Source organism: Pelagivirga sediminicola, from assembly GCF_003072125.1.
Lineage (GTDB): Bacteria > Pseudomonadota > Alphaproteobacteria > Rhodobacterales > Rhodobacteraceae > Roseovarius > Roseovarius sediminicola.
In genome coordinates this window covers 140,935-157,903 of the sequence record NZ_QCYH01000002.1, presented here as the reverse complement: position 1 = coordinate 157,903, position 16,969 = coordinate 140,935, and the positions used below count along the sequence as shown (strand labels likewise).

Annotated in this window: 20 protein-coding genes; 2 read left to right on the top strand and 18 right to left on the bottom strand. The window is 63.8% G+C overall.

All coding sequences use genetic code 11. The features are described from left to right. Positions 1 to 19 precede the first annotated feature (19 nt). From DC366_RS19820 to DC366_RS04325, 11 genes are all read right to left on the bottom strand, one after another. Entirely contained in the window at positions 20 to 193 is a 174-nt protein-coding gene (locus tag DC366_RS19820) for a hypothetical protein (RefSeq protein ID WP_165802844.1), read from the bottom strand. A 181-nt stretch (positions 194 to 374) separates the two neighbouring features. Next, positions 375 to 863 carry a YciE/YciF ferroxidase family protein gene (locus DC366_RS04370; protein ID WP_108690996.1) on the bottom strand — a complete coding sequence of 163 codons (489 nt, stop codon included), beginning with the start codon at positions 861 to 863 and terminating at the stop codon, positions 375 to 377. A 1-nt stretch (position 864) separates the two neighbouring features. After that, complete coding sequence (locus tag DC366_RS04365) at positions 865 to 1,968, bottom strand: glycosyltransferase family 2 protein (RefSeq protein ID WP_108690995.1); 1,104 nt, start codon at positions 1,966 to 1,968, stop codon at positions 865 to 867. Next, on the bottom strand, positions 1,965 to 2,528 hold the full coding sequence (locus DC366_RS04360) for a class I SAM-dependent methyltransferase (RefSeq protein ID WP_108691335.1): 564 nt from the start codon (positions 2,526 to 2,528) through the stop codon (positions 1,965 to 1,967). Before DC366_RS04360 ends, DC366_RS04365 begins: the two co-directional genes overlap by 4 nt. After that, positions 2,528 to 3,232: a PIG-L deacetylase family protein gene (locus DC366_RS04355; protein WP_108690994.1), complete on the bottom strand. Its 705-nt coding sequence runs from the start codon at positions 3,230 to 3,232 to the stop codon at positions 2,528 to 2,530. Before DC366_RS04355 ends, DC366_RS04360 begins: the two co-directional genes overlap by 1 nt. Continuing rightward, positions 3,229 to 4,326 (bottom strand): acyl-CoA dehydrogenase family protein, encoded by a 1,098-nt coding sequence (locus tag DC366_RS04350; RefSeq protein ID WP_133176168.1) that lies wholly within the window; start codon positions 4,324 to 4,326, stop codon positions 3,229 to 3,231. Before DC366_RS04350 ends, DC366_RS04355 begins: the two co-directional genes overlap by 4 nt. Positions 4,327 to 4,329: 3 nt before the next feature. Beyond that, positions 4,330 to 5,376 (bottom strand): glycosyltransferase, encoded by a 1,047-nt coding sequence (locus DC366_RS04345; protein WP_108690992.1) that lies wholly within the window; start codon positions 5,374 to 5,376, stop codon positions 4,330 to 4,332. Further along, on the bottom strand, positions 5,373 to 6,341 hold the full coding sequence (locus DC366_RS04340; protein WP_108690991.1) for a glycosyltransferase family 2 protein: 969 nt from the start codon (positions 6,339 to 6,341) through the stop codon (positions 5,373 to 5,375). The genes DC366_RS04345 and DC366_RS04340 overlap by 4 nt, the downstream gene beginning before the upstream one ends. Further along, positions 6,338 to 7,693, bottom strand: coding sequence for a glycosyltransferase (locus DC366_RS04335; protein WP_108690990.1), 1,356 nt, complete (start codon positions 7,691 to 7,693; stop codon positions 6,338 to 6,340). The genes DC366_RS04340 and DC366_RS04335 overlap by 4 nt, the downstream gene beginning before the upstream one ends. 307 nt (positions 7,694 to 8,000) lie before the next feature. Then, positions 8,001 to 8,738: a Crp/Fnr family transcriptional regulator gene (locus DC366_RS04330; protein WP_108690989.1), complete on the bottom strand. Its 738-nt coding sequence runs from the start codon at positions 8,736 to 8,738 to the stop codon at positions 8,001 to 8,003. A 9-nt stretch (positions 8,739 to 8,747) separates the two neighbouring features. Further along, positions 8,748 to 9,191: an MgtC/SapB family protein gene (locus DC366_RS04325; protein ID WP_108690988.1), complete on the bottom strand. Its 444-nt coding sequence runs from the start codon at positions 9,189 to 9,191 to the stop codon at positions 8,748 to 8,750. Positions 9,192 to 9,307: 116 nt separating this feature from the next. Here DC366_RS04325 and DC366_RS19815 point away from each other — a divergent pair, with 116 nt between their 5' ends. Continuing rightward, a complete protein-coding gene (locus DC366_RS19815; protein ID WP_165802843.1) occupies positions 9,308 to 9,451 on the top strand; it encodes a DUF421 domain-containing protein in 144 nt (47 codons plus the stop codon). Between the two features lie 15 nt (positions 9,452 to 9,466). Further along, positions 9,467 to 9,595 (top strand): DUF421 domain-containing protein, encoded by a 129-nt coding sequence (locus DC366_RS20190; RefSeq protein ID WP_243405031.1) that lies wholly within the window; start codon positions 9,467 to 9,469, stop codon positions 9,593 to 9,595. Between the two features lie 146 nt (positions 9,596 to 9,741). Here the strand turns inward: DC366_RS20190 and DC366_RS04320 are convergent, their stop codons facing one another. The 7 genes from DC366_RS04320 to DC366_RS04290 form a co-directional block, all read right to left on the bottom strand. After that, on the bottom strand, positions 9,742 to 10,323 hold the full coding sequence (locus DC366_RS04320) for an exopolysaccharide biosynthesis protein (RefSeq protein WP_108690987.1): 582 nt from the start codon (positions 10,321 to 10,323) through the stop codon (positions 9,742 to 9,744). Then, the gene (locus DC366_RS04315; protein ID WP_108690986.1) at positions 10,316 to 11,377 is read right to left on the bottom strand and encodes a c-type cytochrome; all 1,062 of its coding nucleotides are present in this window, start codon (positions 11,375 to 11,377) and stop codon (positions 10,316 to 10,318) included. The genes DC366_RS04320 and DC366_RS04315 overlap by 8 nt, the downstream gene beginning before the upstream one ends. Then, the gene (locus DC366_RS04310) at positions 11,374 to 11,952 is read right to left on the bottom strand and encodes a cytochrome c oxidase assembly protein (protein WP_108690985.1); all 579 of its coding nucleotides are present in this window, start codon (positions 11,950 to 11,952) and stop codon (positions 11,374 to 11,376) included. The genes DC366_RS04315 and DC366_RS04310 overlap by 4 nt, the downstream gene beginning before the upstream one ends. Further along, a complete protein-coding gene (locus DC366_RS04305; RefSeq protein WP_108690984.1) occupies positions 11,949 to 12,356 on the bottom strand; it encodes a hypothetical protein in 408 nt (135 codons plus the stop codon). The genes DC366_RS04310 and DC366_RS04305 overlap by 4 nt, the downstream gene beginning before the upstream one ends. Next, positions 12,356 to 14,914 (bottom strand): cytochrome c oxidase subunit I, encoded by a 2,559-nt coding sequence (ctaD, locus tag DC366_RS04300; RefSeq protein WP_108690983.1) that lies wholly within the window; start codon positions 14,912 to 14,914, stop codon positions 12,356 to 12,358. The genes DC366_RS04305 and ctaD overlap by 1 nt, the downstream gene beginning before the upstream one ends. Then, positions 14,911 to 15,873 carry a cytochrome c oxidase subunit II gene (locus DC366_RS04295; RefSeq protein ID WP_108690982.1) on the bottom strand — a complete coding sequence of 321 codons (963 nt, stop codon included), beginning with the start codon at positions 15,871 to 15,873 and terminating at the stop codon, positions 14,911 to 14,913. The genes ctaD and DC366_RS04295 overlap by 4 nt, the downstream gene beginning before the upstream one ends. 65 nt (positions 15,874 to 15,938) lie before the next feature. Then, positions 15,939 to 16,748 (bottom strand): c-type cytochrome, encoded by an 810-nt coding sequence (locus DC366_RS04290; protein WP_133176167.1) that lies wholly within the window; start codon positions 16,746 to 16,748, stop codon positions 15,939 to 15,941. Positions 16,749 to 16,969 lie beyond the last annotated feature (221 nt).

Sequence of the window (16,969 nt, the reverse complement as noted above, 5' to 3'; positions counted from 1 at the left end):
GTTGACGCTCAGCCCCGTTTCACGCGGGTTGGCCAATGAATCTTTCCTCCACAATGCGCAGTTTGTCATCATCCGACCAGTACCTGGCGGCGTTCACGATGAGCGGCGGAAGGAACTTCGATTTGAGGGCGGTTGATAAAGTCGGACATAAGGTCGGACTTACCATCAAATCAGGCCAGTCGCTGCCGTCCATTCCGCAATCCGCAATGCGTCTAAGAAGGGAACGAAACTTAGTGTCGAGGCCCCGCTCGGCTGCGAGTAGCAGCATTGTTTTGGCGATCAGGTCATTTCAGGTCATCCGCATGCTCTTTTTGTCGCATACGATGACAGCCTGTGAGGCAGCCAGATAGGCTGCCTCACAGGATGCTCGGTCACTAGGACGCGGCATCCACATTCCTTGAGCGCTCGGCCAGTTCGGTCATGAAATCGTCGGACTCGTAGATGTTGTCCAGCGCCCCGTCGAGCTTGCGCGCCGCCTCGTCATTGCCGAGCGCCTCGGCGAATGCCTTGGTCGTGCCGAATCCGGCGATGCCGTAATGACACATGCGCTGATATTGCGCGATGATCGCCACGTCGAGCGCGGCACCGCTTAGATCACTGTCAAGCGCGTGCTTTTTGGCCTCCTTCACCAGCCCTTCCATGCCCTTGCAATGCTCCTTCTTCACGTCTGCCTCCGTGTCTTCGAGAAGGGATTTCAGCAAGCGGATGTGCTGATCGATCCCGTCCTTGGCCGAGCTCAGCCGGTCCGCCAGCTTGCTGTCGGATGCCTTGTCAGCCATGGCCGACACCACGTCCGACATCTGATCATTCGCGGACCAAAGATCCTGCAGCTCTTCGACATATAGGTCTTTCAACGTTGTCATTTTACGCTCCTTTCGTGGTCGGCACTGCCGACGCATCGGTTTGAGTAGGTGCAGGCGGTCGATCCGCAAAGACCGGACCGGCCCGCATGTCGGCGCCAGCTGCGACATGCGCTGACCCCTTGCCCGGCAGAAGCATGTCAAGGGGAGACATCGCTGCCGAAGCTATCGAAACGGATGTGAGCCGCTCCGAATTCCTGAAATTCTCCAGTAGTTCGATGTGCCGCGGCAGGTCCCGCACGTTGAGGCGGAAGCGTTTAGGCACAAGCGGGGGCCATGGGCCAAGTACGTTGTGGACCGCATGTCTGACCACCCAGTCCGCCGGCGGCAGGCAGTCATCGACCGGGTAATCCATGCCACTGATGCGCGCCTTCAGCGCGTCGGACATGCCACCGACCGCGCGACCGGTCAGGCGGCAGGACGCCTGCACCGTCACATCGTCGGCGTGACGCACTCTGCCGCCCGCCTCGCGAAGCGCCCGGACGATGCGGCGGTCTTCGCCGCAGCTGACGGGCGCGAACCCTCCGGCAGCCAGATAGGCCGCGCGGGTGAACGCGAGGCTCGCCCCTGCCGCATCGCCATGGGTGCCACCGATATCCGCACATCCCGGCGCGTGACGCGCATAGATATCCTGCACCAAGCGTCTGTAGGTCCCTTCAATTTCCGCAAAGTGCCGGTCTATACCGTCGAGGATATCCGCTTCGCCCGCGATCAGACCGATCTTGCCGCAGACAGCGTCCACCGTTTCCAGATGGGCGATGTTTCGAGCAATCCAATCCGGGGACGCGATGCAATCCGCATCCGTGGTGAGCAGATAGCGAAGCGCAGGCAGGGTTTGCAGGGCGTGATCGCACCCGATCCGTCGGGCGGCCCCGACACCCTGATCCGGAGCGAGGCTGCGCTCGAGCACCGTCAGGTCGAGGCCAAGCCGAGCGGCGATGCCGCGGGCCGCAGCGCTTGTGCAGTCGGTGGTGTTGTTGACCACCAGGATCACCGTGACGCGCGCCGCGCATTGTGCAGCCAAAGCGGACAGGCAGACACCAATCCGGGCCTCCTCGTTGCGGGCGGGGATAACGATGGCGGTGTCTTTTGTGACGGTAAAGCTCATGCCTGCCCCCTCGGCAATCCGCGGTCGATGCGATACCCGTCGGTTTGCGCTATACAGTCGAAATAATGGGTCGCAAGCGCCCTCGCAAACGTCTCCAGCGCCTCCTCTCCCTGCAAATCGTGATCTGTTTCGCCCAGCCAGCTCACGCATAGCACGTCTGCATGAGGCCAAGCGGTAGAGATTTCAGAGGCCAGTTTCGTGAGGGTATCGTGATCGAGAAAGTAGAGGATCTCGGACAGGATCAGCAGGTCGAAATCGCCCGTAGGCAGTGGACAAGGGTAAAAATCGCAGATGAAATGGGCTTCCGGCACTGCCTTGCGTGCGGCCTCGATCGCGATGGCCACGGCATCCATGCCGGTATAGCGGTCGCAGATCTTAACCAGATGCCGGGCGAGCTGCCCGTTGCCGCAGCCCAGCTCGAAGGCCGAGGTGTAACGGGGCCGCGACAGCGCAGCGCGCGTCGCGGCGAACTTGGCCTGTTCGTAATCGCTGTGCGCAAAATCCCACGGATCCGAGGTGCCTGCATAAAGCGCGTTCAGGTGATCGCGACCCACACCCATCACGGCATCCTCCAGAAGATCTCGTCTTCGGTCACGAATTTCTCGATGAACCCCGGCGGCAGGGTGAAACCGGATGGATCGTCGGTGACAATTTGTCCAGTCTGGCTTCGATGCGCATCAATCGCCGCGCGTTTCCTGTCGCGCAGGCCGCCCGGAGGCACAGACACGGGGCTGTGACGGACAATCGTCTGCCGGAAATCCGGATCGTCCCAGCGGCACCAGACGGGATAGCTGTAAAACATCCAGTCCGGTCGGCGGGTGCGGAGCTGGCCTGCAAATCGCGCGGTCGCCTGATGATCCTCGTGGTGGTCCTCGGCGGCAGGCACGAAAATATGGCGCGCGCCCCAGCCTTGGATGACCTGCTCGAGCCTTGCGACAACAGCGGCGGCATCGGCCTGATAAAGTCGGCTGTCGGTCAGGCCAAGCCAGGTCAGGTCGCGCGCGGATCCGCCCAGGCATTCGATCGCTTCGACCATCTCCGCCTGTCTCTTTGCCGCCAGCCGCGTCGGGGTCCAGAAGGCCGAGCCCGGATGACTTGCGCTGCCATCGGTCAGGCAGATGACATGCGCACCTGCCCCCGCGAAGGCCCGCGCCAAAAGCGCGCCGCAGCCGAGGGATTCATCGTCGGGATGCGGGGCCAGCACGACGAGCCTTTCTTGGCCTTGGAAGACGTCCGGCAGCAGGGCGCTGGGCGCAATGTTCATTCAAACACCCCCCAGATCCGACCGTCCTCTCCAAGGGCCGTCTGCGCCGCGCGTTGCAGAAACGCATCCCGCGCGGCCTGCCGCAGATAGACCGACAGATCGCGCGCAACCCGCCCGGTCTCGGAGCCGGCATCGAAATGCCGCAGGCCGATGCTCTGTTCAACCGCCCGGATCGCGTCGAGCCCGACCTCTTCAGTAAAAAGCCGGGCCGCTATCGACGTGGCGACGATGGATTCTCGTGCGATATGCCGGTCGTCGGCGGCTTCGGCGGCGCGCTCGGTCAGTGCCATACCGGCCCAGATTCGCATCAATACACCCATCAGACGGGTTTTCTGAGCCTCCGCGTCCATGCGTCCTGCAGCGCGAAGCTCTGCTGCGGCCCTGTCCAGCAAGCCCGCGGCGGCGCCCGCCTGCAAGGCCGCGATGCGCCAGACACCGCCAACGAAGTGTGGCTCTCTCAGGTAATCACCCGGCGCGCCGATCCACTCAACCCGGCCCGCAGGCAAGCCCGCGAAATCGTAGCTGCCCGAGGCGGTGGCACGCATCCCCTGCATGTCCCATGTGGACGGGTCCGCGCGGACGGCATCCGTCACATCGATCAGTGCCAGACGTACATCGGGACCGGAATTGACGGTGACCAGCGCATCGGTCACCGTGCCCAGACCCGAGGCAAAGCTCTTGCTGCCAGTCAAACAGTTTCCCGAGGCGTCCAGCGCGACCGGCACCGCACCGTCAGCGCCCCAGACGCCCAACAGCGCGCGTTCTGCGATCCTGCGGATCAGGGACTTTTTGACTGAGGCGGTCCCATAAAGGCTGATAAGATGCAGCGCGTTGACATGCCCCTCCCACAGCCGCCCGACACCGAGATTTGCCGCGCCGACCTGCATCAGCGCGCGTGCGGTGCGGGCCAGATCGCTCGTGCCGTCATCCGTCAGTAAGCCTGCCTGCCTCAACAGGTCGATGGAGTGGCTGATAGGGCGCGCGCCCCGTTCCTCGCCCGCGGCGGCGGCCCGCAAGGTCTCCAAGACATGAGACGGCACCGGCCCGTCGGAGGTCAATGGCGTCAACGCAGCAAGCGGTTTGGAGACTGTCATCCTCTACACCATTCTCATCTGCGGGCGCGTCTCAGTCGCGCGGTCCAGTAACTGCGCCCACTCGTTGGCGACCCGGCCCGTCCAGAAGGCAGGATTGGCCGTGACCTGCGGCGGCGCCTGGCGCCACGCCCGAATGCGCGCGAGGATTTGCGCCGGGTCGTGCCCGTCTACCCGCTGATCCGCATCCGCGACGATTTCCGCGTTCGCGCCAAGATCCCCGTGGACCAGAACGGGCGTGCCGACCGCGTTGGCCTCGGCCAAGACCAGACCGAACGTCTCGGCAAATGTCGTCTGCGGATAGAAGAGGCACAGCGCCCGGCGCATTTGCCGGATCAGGGCGGTATGCGACAGCGAGCCGAGGAAGAGCACGCCCTCGGGCACCGGCCCCGTTTCCCACCGCAGATAGCCGGGATCGGCGACGGCGAGGCTCAGGTCCGGAAGATCGCGGCGCAGGACGGCGAACTGTCCGAACACCTCGGCCAGCCCCTTGTGCGGCGAGCTGGCGAAGAGCAGCCTGTCCGGATCGCGGGGCATGTCGTCGGGGTGCAGAGCGTCGTCGAGCGGATTGTAGATCACCCGGATGCGCGGTAGCTCCTGCGCCCCGAGGAACCCCGCAAGCTCATGCGCATGCGTGTTGGAAACGCAGATGACGGTGATGTCGGCGGCCTTCAGCGCTGCGCCCATCTTGCGGTTGTGACGACCGGGATAGATATGGAGCCAAAGGAAGATCGGCCTCTCCGGATGCTGCCTTCGCAGCTTGATCGCCACCTTCCAGCGGTTGATGACGATCAGGACAGCGGGACTCGGCCCGTCCCAGACTTCGTGCAGGGGCCGCATTTGCCCGGCCCCGGACATATGCCGGTTGCTGCGCCCATTCTGATAATGCGTGATTTCGAACTGAGGCCCGAGCGCGGTGGCCACCCGCAGCACCGTCGCTTCGGTGCCGCCGAGCCCGCCAGTCCCGATGTCGGGCAGATCATAACCCGCACTGCTGCACGGATCGACGATCGCGATGGCGGCGCGCCCGGGCTGATGCCGCAGCGCCTTCATTGCGCGGCTACCTGCAAGGCCGAGGCCGAGGGCAGGATCCTGTCAACCTGAGCCGATGTGCCCAACGTCGCCGGAATCTCGCGGCGCCGCAGCAGATCGGGGCGGCTGACAAAGCTCACCTCAAGGTTCGGGATATCCACCGGCACCGTCGCGACCGTGCCGCTCTGGCGCCACTCCTCGACCTTCTGCCAGACCAGTTGGCGGTCCGCCTTGCGTCTTGTGCTGTCGTAGTTCGACACCGCCGATTGCGTCAGGCTGTCCGGGGTCTCGATCTTGGTCAGCAGCAGTTCCGGCACGATCCAGATAATCTCGCCATTCAGGATCAGCCGGTTGCGGAACTCGCGGTCCTCCTCGATGCAGTCCTCGAACCCGCCGAGGCGGCGGAACACATCCGCGCGAAACAGGCCGGAGTTGATATGCGTCCATTCGCCGGGCACCCACGCGCCCATCTGAAGGTTCGGGAACACGTCATCCAGCAGGGAAATGTCGCGGCGGATTTCAACGCGGCGCCCGTCCGGCAGGATCAACTCATGATGGGTGAGTGCGGCGCTGACCTCCAGCCTCTGGCCCGCTTCCTTATGCGCCAGCTTCCAGTTCAGACACTCGTCGGCGCCGATATCCTGCGCGGTCAGGACACGGACCTGGTGCAAGACCTTGTCGCGATGCGGTATGTCGTCTGAATCGTGAAAGGTGACCGCGTCGCCCCCGGTCAGCAAAAGGCCCGCATTCTTTGCATTTGCCGTGCCGAGGTTGCCCGCCAGCCGGATATAGTTGACGCGCCTATCGGACAGGAACGGCTGGACTGCATCATGGGTGGCGTCAGTGCCTGCGTCGTCGATCACCGTGACGCGGATGTTCCACCAGCTTTGATCAAGCGCCGCACGAATGGCCCCGGCGATCAGATGCGCGCGATTGAAGGTCGGGATGATGATATCGACCAAGGGAGCAAGCGGATCGGATGTCATGCGGAAACCTCCGTCAGGGGTGGGGCAACCGCGGCGCGATAGGCGCGCAGGCTTTGATCGGTCAGCAATGCGGCGGGAAGTGGCAGCAAAAGCGCCAGCAGCGCGGCAAGGATCAGCGGCTGGGTGGGCTGCACGCCGATCAGCAGAATCACAGCCGTGACGAAGATCATCAGGTGACAGGCAGGCAGCGAGCCGGTGGCCTGCGCTTTGTCACCGGATTTGTCAGTCACCACGAATTTCAGGCGGCAGCCTGTCAGTGCATCGAAGGTCGCCTTGGCCGATTGCGGTGCCAGCGCGATGCGACAGGCGAGCGCGCGCAGAACCACCGAAAATGTCAGCCTATCGTGCAGCCCGCGCAGGGCAACGCGTATTGTGAGATCGCACAGGCTGAGCACGATGGCCCCGGCTGCCAATGTTGCGGCGGGTGTGTGCTCCTGACCGGCCAGCAGCCAGACTGTCAGGAGCGCGCAGGGCACGAACGCGAGGCTGAACCAGGCGGTCAGTTGCGACAGAATGACCAGCCGCTTGTGCAGGTTGAAATTGCCTGCGGGGGTGAGAATCGTCCAACTATGCCTTAACAGGGTCTGGACGTTGCCGCTGCACCAGCGATACCGCTGTTTTTCAAGATCGCGCAGAGACAACGGCAGAAGGCCCTTGCCGACGATCTGGTTGATGAACCGGCCTGCAAACCCCGCCTGGCGCAGCCGAACGCCCAGTTCCGCATCCTCGGTCGTGGTGGCGCCCGACCAACCGCCAACGGCGATCAGCGCCTGTTTCGAGATCACGCAAAGCGTGCCGGTCAGCAGCACCGCCTCGGCGTCATCGGCAACAGCAGCATTGGTGCGGAAATACTCTTCGAGCTCGGCATCCACGCCGGGTGCAGTCGTTGCCGTGGCAACATAGGATTGCGGAAACTGGACATAATCGGCGCCGGTCCGGTGCAGCGCTTCTGAAGCGCGTCTCAAAAAATCGCGGTTGACCACATAATCCGCATCGACGGTCACCACATGGGTCGCATCGGCGCGCGTATGCTCCAGCGCGATGTTGAGCGCGCCGGCCTTGGCGCCTCGCACGCACATGCGGTGCAGAAACGTGATGCGCCCCGGATGCGCAGCGCAGTAACTTTCCACCGGCTTCCATAGCGCCGGATCGGCGGTGTTATTGTCCATCACGATGATCTCGTAGCGCTCGGGAGGCCAATCCTGATCCAGCAATGCCCTCAACGTGCGGATGACCATTTGGGGCGGTTCCGCGTGGGTCGCGACATGGATTGAAAAGTGCGGGGTGGCGAATTCCTGCCGACCTGTCGGCAACCGGGCGGGCAGACAGGCAACAAGTGGCCGAAGACCCATCAAACCGACTTGGATCGCGAGAATGAACGCGCAAACGAACAGACCGACCGCCGGAACGACAGCAGACAGACAGAGTATTCCCCAGATGATGACAGTCCGCAGTTCCACGTTCGCCCCCAGGCGTTAGATCAGCCGCAATAATGTCTTACAATCAGTAGCTTGTCAGAATTCGACGCTACCGATAGTGCAACAAACTTCGTTGCTCGTTGGTTCCCGCGCCGGGTGATTCGTTATCCGCGCGGGTTCGCCAAGGATGCGCGACACCGCCCCCCTCCGCTTGCAACTGGATTGAATCTTTCCGCAGAGGTCAGTCCTGCGGAAACCAGGAGGTATCCATGTCGCCGTAGCGATCATGAAAATCCGTGAGGTCTATCATCGCATCCTCTCGCAGGATGCGCAGGCGCTCCTGGTCCCGCTGGATGTAACCATCCTGTTCCATGCGGATGAATGTCTTGCTGATATAGACGTTGGTCAGCCCGAGGTAATCGGCGATCTGGCTTTGGGTCATCGGCAGGCGGATCGTGTCGGTCATATCCCGGTTGGTGATTCTGAGCCGCGATATAAGGTCCAGCAGCATGTAGCTGACCCGTTCTTGCGCACTCATCCGGCCCATCGCCCGGAGCACGTCGATCAGAACGACTTGATCCCGCAACGCGATAGACAGCAAGAGCGCCGACAGCCGGGGCGACTCCCGCAGGATCTCGTCCAGCGATGATTTCGGGAAAGGGCAGAGGCACACGTCCTCGACAGTGCGCAACGTGGTCGTCGCATGTTTCAGGGCGACATCCGGGAAACCGACGACGTCGCCGGGATGATGGATCTTGACGATCTGGCGGCGACCATCGGGCAGATCGGTATAGCTGAAGGCCCAGCCGTGCTTCACGACGTAGAGATCCCGATTTTCATCGCCGCCCTGATAAACCTCCTGGCCCGCGTCGAAATTCCGCTCCGTCCTTTCCAGTCTGGCAAGCCGCGCCCTGTCTGCGTCGGACAGGGTCACGTAATGCGACAGCTTGGTGACAAGGCAACTGGTTTTGTCGCTCACGACAGCCTCCTACTTGTTGCCGCGAATGTGCAGCCAATCAAAAAAGTTGAGAACCACGAAGATCAAGATCGAGATGAACGCCGCCTCCTTCAGGTAACCTAGCCCGCAGGCAATGCCGATCGAGCCCACCGCCCAGATGGCCGCCCCGCTGCGCACCCCTTTCAGGCGCCCGTTGTCACGCGGCGACATGATCGCCCCCGCCCCGAGGAAGCCGATGCCGCCGACGATTCCCTGAATCAGCCGGGTCGCGTCGATGGTCATGGCTTCGTCCTCGGCAACCCCGCTGAGCGCGAAGTTCAGCGTGACCACCATGAGCGCCGCCGAGCCGATGGCCACGAGCACATAGGCTCCGGCACCCAGCGGCTTGCCCTTGATCTCGCGGTCAAGCCCGACAACCAGTCCGCAGGCCCCCGAAAACAGGACGCGAAGCATGAATTCGCTGAAATCCACCATTGGCGATAAACCTCCTTTTGCAGCTTTTTGAACCGCAGGGGCTTCTTTAGCGTTACGGGGAGGGTTTCGGTTCAATCTGCATTGAAACGGGCCATCGACCGAAGCGCTACAACGACGTGACAGCCGTTCAGTTTGTCGTCTCCCGGCTGCGGCGGTGGTCACCCCGACCGGACGCGCTGGTTCTGAACATGCCGTCCCTGCTGATGAAGGACGGCGTGACCCTGCATGATAACCTGCGCGTCACCCGGATGGCCGAGTAAGATCTGATCGCCAAGTTGCGCGAGGCTAACGCGCTGGATCTGTCACCGGTGCGCGCCGTGGTGCTGGAGACGACCGGGAGCATCTCGGTGCTGCACGGCGATCATGTGGATGAGGCTCTGTTCAAGGGGGTCGCCGACGCCTGATGGAAACCGACCCATCATCCGCTTCTGGCAGTCGTCGGGCGCTTCGTGATCCTGTTTCGCGGACAATCGTGCTGGATGCCGAGGGCAACCTGACGATAGCGGGCTCGCCCCGCTTGCCTTCCCACGATGCGTCCGCGCTGTGGGAACTAGCTAAAGCCGAATTTCCAGATCGCCAGAGGAACGCCGAGGAGCAAGAGCATGGACGCAACGACCAATGCACCGTCGCGGGTCAGCAAACCGGCAGCGAAGAGCGCGATGACAGCCGATGCGATGGAGCCTGATGTCGGGACCAGTTCCATGAAGGGCATTAACAGCGTGAGAGCCATGATCAGCACCAGCGGCAGGTAGAACCATGGCCGGTGAAACAGGAACGCGAGCCGGGTTTTCAAGAACCGCTCCACGAAATGCACCGGCCTGCGCAGCCATCCGATCCCCTTGCAGAGCTTGTCCGTCGACAGGCGCCGGCGGGTGATTAAACCGGGCAACCACAGATGGTCGCGCCCCAGGATAATCTGGGCCGCCAGCAGGAATGTGATGGCCGCAACCACCGCCGTGACGCCCGGTATCGCGCTCGCGGGCGAGGTGGAGATCAGCGAGAAGATCAGCATGACGGAGGCGAAGGATTTTCGACCCAGCCTCTCAATGATTTCCTGCACTGTGATCTCATCTCCATCGACGGCGGCCTCAAGCCGATCGAGAACATCGCTGAGCGCGCGGCTTTCACTCATGTTCCATGTCGCTTTCGTCGGCTTGCAACGTGGCGTAATAGGCAACCAGTGCGCTGATGTCGCTGTCATCGAGATTCTGCGCCGCCTTTCGCATCAACTCGGCTTGGCGGCTGCCGCCGCGCCCGGTTTCGCGCCACAGGAAAAGCTGGGCACGCAGATAGGGGGCTGGCAGGCCGGTGAGTACCGGGAACAGCTCGGAGGCCTCGCTTGCATTCGGGCCGTGGCAGGCGGCGCAGGCGGGAACATCCGCATCGGCGGTCGCGGCATGGGCCAGCGCGCGGCCCCGTTCGACAAGCTCTGCGGGCATGTCGGGGAATGGACCGGGTTCGGGTGTCTGCTGCGCGAACCAAAGCGCCAGATCGTCCAGGGCCTCGGGAGATACCTCGCCCACCGCCTGCGCCATGATTCCGCTGGCGCGGGTGCCGTCCAGATAGGCACGCAGCGACATCTCTAGATAGGCCGCGCTTTGATGGCCCAGCGGCGGCACATGCGCCGATCCGCCTTGCCCGTGACAGCCAAGGCAATAGGTCTGAGGCGCCTTGCCCTCTGGGAGACGGGTCAGGGCGGTATATTCCGGATCGGTCATCCCGCGCTGGACCGAGGTCAGGAAAGCCACGACCGGCCAAACATCGTCATCCCGTTGGGCTGGCCAGGGCGGCATGCCCGTCATCTTGACGCCGTTGGCGACGATCCAGTGGAGGTGATGCGGCTGCCAGTCCTGAACGGCGGCGTCGAGATGGGGCGGTGCCGGCACCATCGCCGCCGCGGTCGCGCTTTGTGCCTCTCCCGGGGCGGCGTGGCAGGTGCGGCAGGCGGTGTCGTAATGCCGCGCACCCAATTCGATCAGCGCGGGGTCGCGAAGGTCGGGCATGTCGTCCGGCTTTTCTGCCCGCAGGCGCACCGAGTTGCGGAACGTCGTGTGCAGCAACCAGGACACGCCCGGCAGATGCCCCACTCGCGCCGACACGTTGTAAAGCCCGAACGCCACGACCGTGCCCCCGGCCAAAGCGCCCAGCACGGCAATAGCTGCTAGGGTCTGCCAGACATGCCTCATGGGTGCGCCTCCGTCCTGCCAAGGGCGCGCGCGGTCAGGATCAGCCCCGCCACCAGATAGACCGGCGTGCCGATCCCCAGCATCAGCAGCCCGCCCGATTGCTGCGCTGAGAGGTCGGGCGCCAGGCCGCAGATCTCGGCGTAAAGATCGCGCGGCGCCAACACGATCAGCGCGCCCAGAAGCGTCATGTGCATCGAGGTCAGCAGCAATCCACCTGCGCCCATCAGCGGCTGACCGGCGCGCAGGCACCCGGCCCAGACGAGGATGCCCGCAAGCAGGAAACTTCCCTGCTCGAACGCAAATCCCATTCGGCTGAGAAAGGCAAAGCCATGCACGGCAGGAAGATGCCAGGCCCAGACCAGCACGAATTCGATCGCCGCCGCGATCATCGGAGCTGGCGCGATCCGGTCTGCCAGCCGGGGCGCGCCCAGCACCAGCAGCGGCGGAATCACCGCGACCAGCATCATGTGTCGCAGCATATGCGCGGGAAACGCTGCACCGAACCACGCCTCCAAGGGCATCACCCAGATGAAGGCGGCCAGCGCCAGGGCGGATATGAGCGCCGCGCCCCTCATCGGCAGGTGTCCAGCAGCAGAACCGGCAGGGTGCCATAGACCACGCCGATGGCCGAGATCAGTGCCAGCAACACCGCCGCATGCCCCAGGAACTGGTGCCGGTCCTCGGCCTGACCCAGCGCATTGGTGTAATCGCCAGTGTTGCGGTAATCCCATTGCCGCCAGGCGCGCCAGCCCAGCCAGGCGATCACCGCCAGCGCCAGCAGCGTGGCCAGCATCAGGCCGATCCGGGCAGCCCCCAGCAGGCCAGGCGCCTTGGCGCAGGTCACAGCGGCAACGCCGTAGCTGGCCACGAAATGCGCAACCCATGTGACCGGAGCGAGCGTGATCCGCCACAGGCTCTCTGCCTCCTCGCGAAACTCGCGACGCTCTTCGTCGGCGCGGGGCTGGTGTTCACCGGTCATCACAGAACCTCCGGCGCAAGGCCGATCACCGCACAGGCAACCAGCACGGTCAGACACAGGAAGTGCCAGACTAGCGTGATGTTCCACAGGTCGGCGTCAAAGCGCGGCGTGAGTTTGCCGGTGAGGCTGCCGGCAAGGCAGTAAAGCTGCATGATGATGCCCACCGCCGCATGGGCCACGACCCAGACCATCAGCGCCCAGATGATCGCCGGATAGACATGCGCGGTCGGCTCCAGATGCTGCACCGACCTGATGAGCGCCGCAACCCCGCCTGCCGCCAGAAGCGGGGCGGCAATCAGCGCCGCGCGCGCCGCACCCACCCGGCCGGCCCGGTTCCAGTGCCGCGCGCCCAGCGTCAGCGCCCATGACAAGGCCAGCGCCAGAACGGCCAGGCCCACCGGCGCGGGCGCGGCATGCATGGCACCCTCGGGCGGGAAATCCGGTTTCGCAGTCCAGTAGAAAAAGAAGCCGAAGACCACGCTGGCAAAGGCGGTGGCATCGCCCAGCATGGTGATCCAGACCGCCCACCAGCCAACGGCCTTTGGCCCCGACGCATAGGTCGGCAGAGACAGTCCCAGCCCGGCGTCGCGCATGCCATGTTCCGGCGGACGCGCGGTGGAGGTCCAGAGCCAGTAAAGGATGCAGACCACCGCAAAGGCGCCCGATACGATGGCCGACGGATACATGTGAAAGGTCGGGAAGATGAACGCACCGCCCGTAAAGCCCGCCGCCCAGAGCGTGATCCATGTCGGGCCGGTGACGCGCTGTGCCAGTTCGGGGCTGGCGTCGATCACGCTGGTCACCAGCGTTTCGCGATGGCCATGCGGGCTGCCCGGCAGGTAATAGCGCCCGGCATCCATCCGTTCCACCAGCTTGGGATCGTCCCATAGTGGATAGCGCGAGGTGACATGCGGGATCGAGCGCGCGCCCCAGTATTCTGCCGGAACATCATGGCTCCATTCCAGCGTGCCGGCATCCCACGGATTGCGCGGCACCTCTTTCTGGTCACCCTTGGGGCGCAGCAGATCCCAGACGAAGACGGCAAATCCGGCGGCAATGACAAAAGCGCCAAGGGTGGAGATCATGTTGAGCCAACCCCAGCCCGCTGCCTCGGGGTAGGTGAAGACGCGCCGGGGCATCCCCAAGAGGCCGGTCAGGTGCATCGGCAGGAAGGTCACGTTAAAGCCGGTGAAGATCAGCCAGAACGCCCAGCGGCCCAGACGCTCGCTCAGCATCTTCTTGCGGATGAAGGGATAGAAATAATAGACCCCCGCGATCACCGGAAAGACCATGCCGCCAAACAGCGTGTAATGCAGGTGCGCCACGATGAAATAGGTGTCATGCACCTGCCAGTTGAACGGCGCGATGGCCAGCATCACGCCGGTCAGCCCCCCGGCGGTAAAGATCGCCAGCGCGCCGGCGATCCAGAGCATCGGCAGGCTCATCTTTACCCGCCCCGCGATCAGCGTGGCGGCAAAGGCGAACAGCTGGATGCCGGTGGGGATCACCACTGCCTCGCTTGCCGCTGAAAAGAACCCCAGCGAGATGTTCGGAAAGCCGGTGGTGAACATGTGATGCACCCAGAGGCCAAACGACAGGAACCCGGTGCCGACGGCGGACAGCACGATCCAGGAATAACCGACGATGGGGCGGCGCGCGACGGTTGGGATCACCATGGCGGCGATGGCAATGGAAGGCAGGAAGACGATATAGACTTCCGGATGGCCGAAGATCCAGAAGAGGTGTTGCCAAAGCATCGGATCGCCGCCGCGCGTCGGATCGAAGAATGGCCAATCGAAACTGCGCTCAAGCTCGAACAGGAAATCGCCGGCAATCAGCGGCGGGAAGGCGAACAGGATCATGCCCCCGACGACCAGCACATACCACGCATAAAGCGGCATGATATTGACGCGCATTCCGGGCGGACGGCATTTCAGCGCGCCGACGATCAACTCAACCGCGGCGGCGATCGAGGCAATCTCGATGAACGACAGACCCAGAAGCCAGATGTCGCTGCCCGGTCCCTCGTCCTGCGTGGCCAGCGGCGGATACATGAACCACCCGGCCGTGGGGGCCGCATCGAACAGCAGTGATCCCATGACGAACACGCCGCCGATGACGAAACACCAGAAGCCGAAGGCCGAGAGGCGCGGAAACGGCATGTCGCGCCCGCCGAGGAAGGCGGGCAGGATCAGGATGGCAATCGCCTCGAACATCGGCACCGCGAAGAGGAACATCATCGCAGAGCCGTGCATGGTGAAGAACTGGTTGAACCGGTCGGCCGAGATCAGATCGTTGTCCGGCACCATGAGTTGCAGCCGCATCACCAGCGCCAGCACCCCCGCCAGCAGCATGAAGCCAAAGGCGGTCAGCGCATACCAAAGCCCGACCTCGGAATTGTTGACGGCGGTGGGATAGCGCCAGCCTTTCGGCGGCTCCCAGGCGGCGCGCAACTCCGCCGCCGTGCGGTCCTGTTCGTCCTGCGGGACAGGCTTGGCGAGCATCGCCTCGGTTGGCGGATAGGGGCCACTGGGGCCGGTCTGTTCGGTGTCGTTCATTCCAGCCCCTTCAGATAAGCTGCCAGATCGGCCAAGTCCGCGTCCGCCAGATAGTCATATGACGGCATCTCGACCTCCGGTTTGATTTCGCCGGTGTGGGCGATCCAGGTTTGAAAGTCCTCCAACGTCGTGCCCAGCGTTCCCGCGCCAAGGCTGAGCCGACCGCCCACATGGGTCAGGTCGGGCCCGACCGCGCCGCGCGCATCTGTGCCGCGCACCGCATGGCAGGCGCCGCAGCCCTCGCGTGCAAAGATCCGTGCGCCGCGTGCGCCCGCCTCGGTTGCCGGGGGCGCGGCAGAAGCGGCCTGCGCGTCCAGCCAGGCGGTAAAATCGTCGGGCGGCATTGCCACCACCTCGAACGCCATCAGCGCATGGCTGGCCCCGCAGAACTCGGCGCATTGGCCGCGCCACGTGCCCGGCGCCTCCGGCTTGAGCGACATGCGGGTTTCGCGGCCCGGAAACATGTCCATCTTGCCGCCCAAGGCCGGAATCCAGAAGGAATGGATCACCCGCCCGGCGTTCAGCACGACCTCGCTGCGCTGGCCTGCGGGGAGGCGAATTTCATTGGCGGCGACGATGGGCGCATCAGCCCCGTCGGGCCAGTATTCCACCCGCCACCACCATTGCTCACCGGTGACGCGCAGGGTCAGCCCTTCGCCCGGCGCGCGCTGATCGGGCATGATCGACAGGCCGTAGGTCAGCAGCGCGCCCAGCACCACCGTGGGGAAGACCACCCCGCCGACGACGATCAAGCCATTGGCAAACCGGCGCGACAGCGCCGCGCGGTTGATGCGTGTGACATAAAAGAACAGCCCATTGACCAGCAGCCACAGGATGACGGCTCCGACCAGCATCACCCAGAACAGATCGCCCAGCACCCGCGCATCGGCGCCGCCCGGCGACAGGACCGACTGCCGCCCGTCGCAGCCCGCAAGAAGCGTCGGCACGATGAGTACCATGCCCGGCCCAACCCTGCCTGCGCGACCCGAGGAACGGGCGGTGTGGTGTCCGTTAGCAGTGCGTTTCATTGACCCTCGTTGTCATTTTCATCGTCGGTGCCGATCTGCGCTTCCTTAGCCCGGTGTGTGACTGCCTCGACCGGCAGCGCCTGCTTGTGGTCGCCCCATCGCTGACGCAGATAGTTGACCAGAGCCATTAGTTCGCCCACGAGGTCGAGCGGGTTGTCGAACATCGCACTGGTATTGCTGCGCATGGACACCGAACCATAGAGCTGCCCTTCGCCGTCGGCAACATGACACCCGGCGCAAAGGCAAAGGTAGAGGTTGTGGCCATCGGCATTCTGCGCGATCGCCCCGGTGCGCGGTTCCGGCGGCGTCGGTGCGGGCGCGCCTTGCGTCAGATCGGCGGAGACCGCCGCGATATCCTCGGGCGTCATGTATTTCGTCGAGTGGCTGAGAACCCGGAACGTCATAAAGGTCATCACCCCCTGCGGCGACAGACCCCGGCCAAGGAATTGCTCCAGACCATCGGCGTTCCAGACCCGCTGCGCCAGTCCGGCGGGTGTGATGTCGTGCGCCAGCGCGTCCTCGATTACATTGCCCTGAAGGTGTGCGTCAACTTTGCGGGCATAGGCCAGGTTGCGCGGCGTGTGAGATTCGCTGCAATGGCCCAGGTTCCAGGACGCCAGCAGCGGGCGCAGGTTGAACGGACAGATCAATTCGGTCGCCCGGTTCTGCCGCTCGACGGGATTCTGTGCCATCAGCCAGACCCAGAGCGCGTCGCATCGAAATGTTGGTGCTGTCTGATCAGAATGCACGCACCACCGCACTGGTTTCGGACGAGGTTGCAGCTTCTGTGCCACATGCGGTGTCATGACCATCCCCCTGAGCGCGGCGACGAAGTCGGCGCTGTCGTATCCCTTGTGCGCGCCAAGCGTCAGGCGTCGGGAGCGTGTCGTAGCCCGTGATCTTCGCGAGAGGCTTATCACTGACGACGTCCCGAAAATTCCGGATCGCCTTCTTGCGTGGGTTTTTCCAGCGCCGAAGCTGATCATCACTTTTATCGAGGGCCTTATCCTTGGGCGGACTTCAATAG

Bases quoted from the DNA above. Each gene is read 5' to 3' on its own strand.
- DC366_RS19820 (WP_165802844.1), bottom strand. From the start codon at position 193: ATGGACGGCAGCGACTGGCCTGATTTGATGGTAAGTCCGACCTTATGT.
- DC366_RS04370 (WP_108690996.1), bottom strand. From the start codon at position 863: ATGACAACGTTGAAAGACCTATATGTCGAAGAGCTGCAGGATCTTTGG.
- DC366_RS04365 (WP_108690995.1), bottom strand. From the start codon at position 1,968: ATGAGCTTTACCGTCACAAAAGACACCGCCATCGTTATCCCCGCCCGC.
- DC366_RS04360 (WP_108691335.1), bottom strand. From the start codon at position 2,528: ATGGGTGTGGGTCGCGATCACCTGAACGCGCTTTATGCAGGCACCTCG.
- DC366_RS04355 (WP_108690994.1), bottom strand. From the start codon at position 3,232: ATGAACATTGCGCCCAGCGCCCTGCTGCCGGACGTCTTCCAAGGCCAA.
- DC366_RS04350 (WP_133176168.1), bottom strand. From the start codon at position 4,326: ATGACAGTCTCCAAACCGCTTGCTGCGTTGACGCCATTGACCTCCGAC.
- DC366_RS04345 (WP_108690992.1), bottom strand. From the start codon at position 5,376: ATGAAGGCGCTGCGGCATCAGCCCGGGCGCGCCGCCATCGCGATCGTC.
- DC366_RS04340 (WP_108690991.1), bottom strand. From the start codon at position 6,341: ATGACATCCGATCCGCTTGCTCCCTTGGTCGATATCATCATCCCGACC.
- DC366_RS04335 (WP_108690990.1), bottom strand. From the start codon at position 7,693: ATGGGTCTTCGGCCACTTGTTGCCTGTCTGCCCGCCCGGTTGCCGACA.
- DC366_RS04325 (WP_108690988.1), bottom strand. From the start codon at position 9,191: ATGGTGGATTTCAGCGAATTCATGCTTCGCGTCCTGTTTTCGGGGGCC.
- DC366_RS04320 (WP_108690987.1), bottom strand. From the start codon at position 10,323: ATGAGTGAAAGCCGCGCGCTCAGCGATGTTCTCGATCGGCTTGAGGCC.
- DC366_RS04315 (WP_108690986.1), bottom strand. From the start codon at position 11,377: ATGAGGCATGTCTGGCAGACCCTAGCAGCTATTGCCGTGCTGGGCGCT.
- DC366_RS04310 (WP_108690985.1), bottom strand. From the start codon at position 11,952: ATGAGGGGCGCGGCGCTCATATCCGCCCTGGCGCTGGCCGCCTTCATC.
- DC366_RS04305 (WP_108690984.1), bottom strand. From the start codon at position 12,356: ATGACCGGTGAACACCAGCCCCGCGCCGACGAAGAGCGTCGCGAGTTT.
- ctaD (WP_108690983.1), bottom strand. From the start codon at position 14,914: ATGAACGACACCGAACAGACCGGCCCCAGTGGCCCCTATCCGCCAACC.
- DC366_RS04295 (WP_108690982.1), bottom strand. From the start codon at position 15,873: ATGGTACTCATCGTGCCGACGCTTCTTGCGGGCTGCGACGGGCGGCAG.
- DC366_RS04290 (WP_133176167.1), bottom strand. From the start codon at position 16,748: ATGACACCGCATGTGGCACAGAAGCTGCAACCTCGTCCGAAACCAGTG.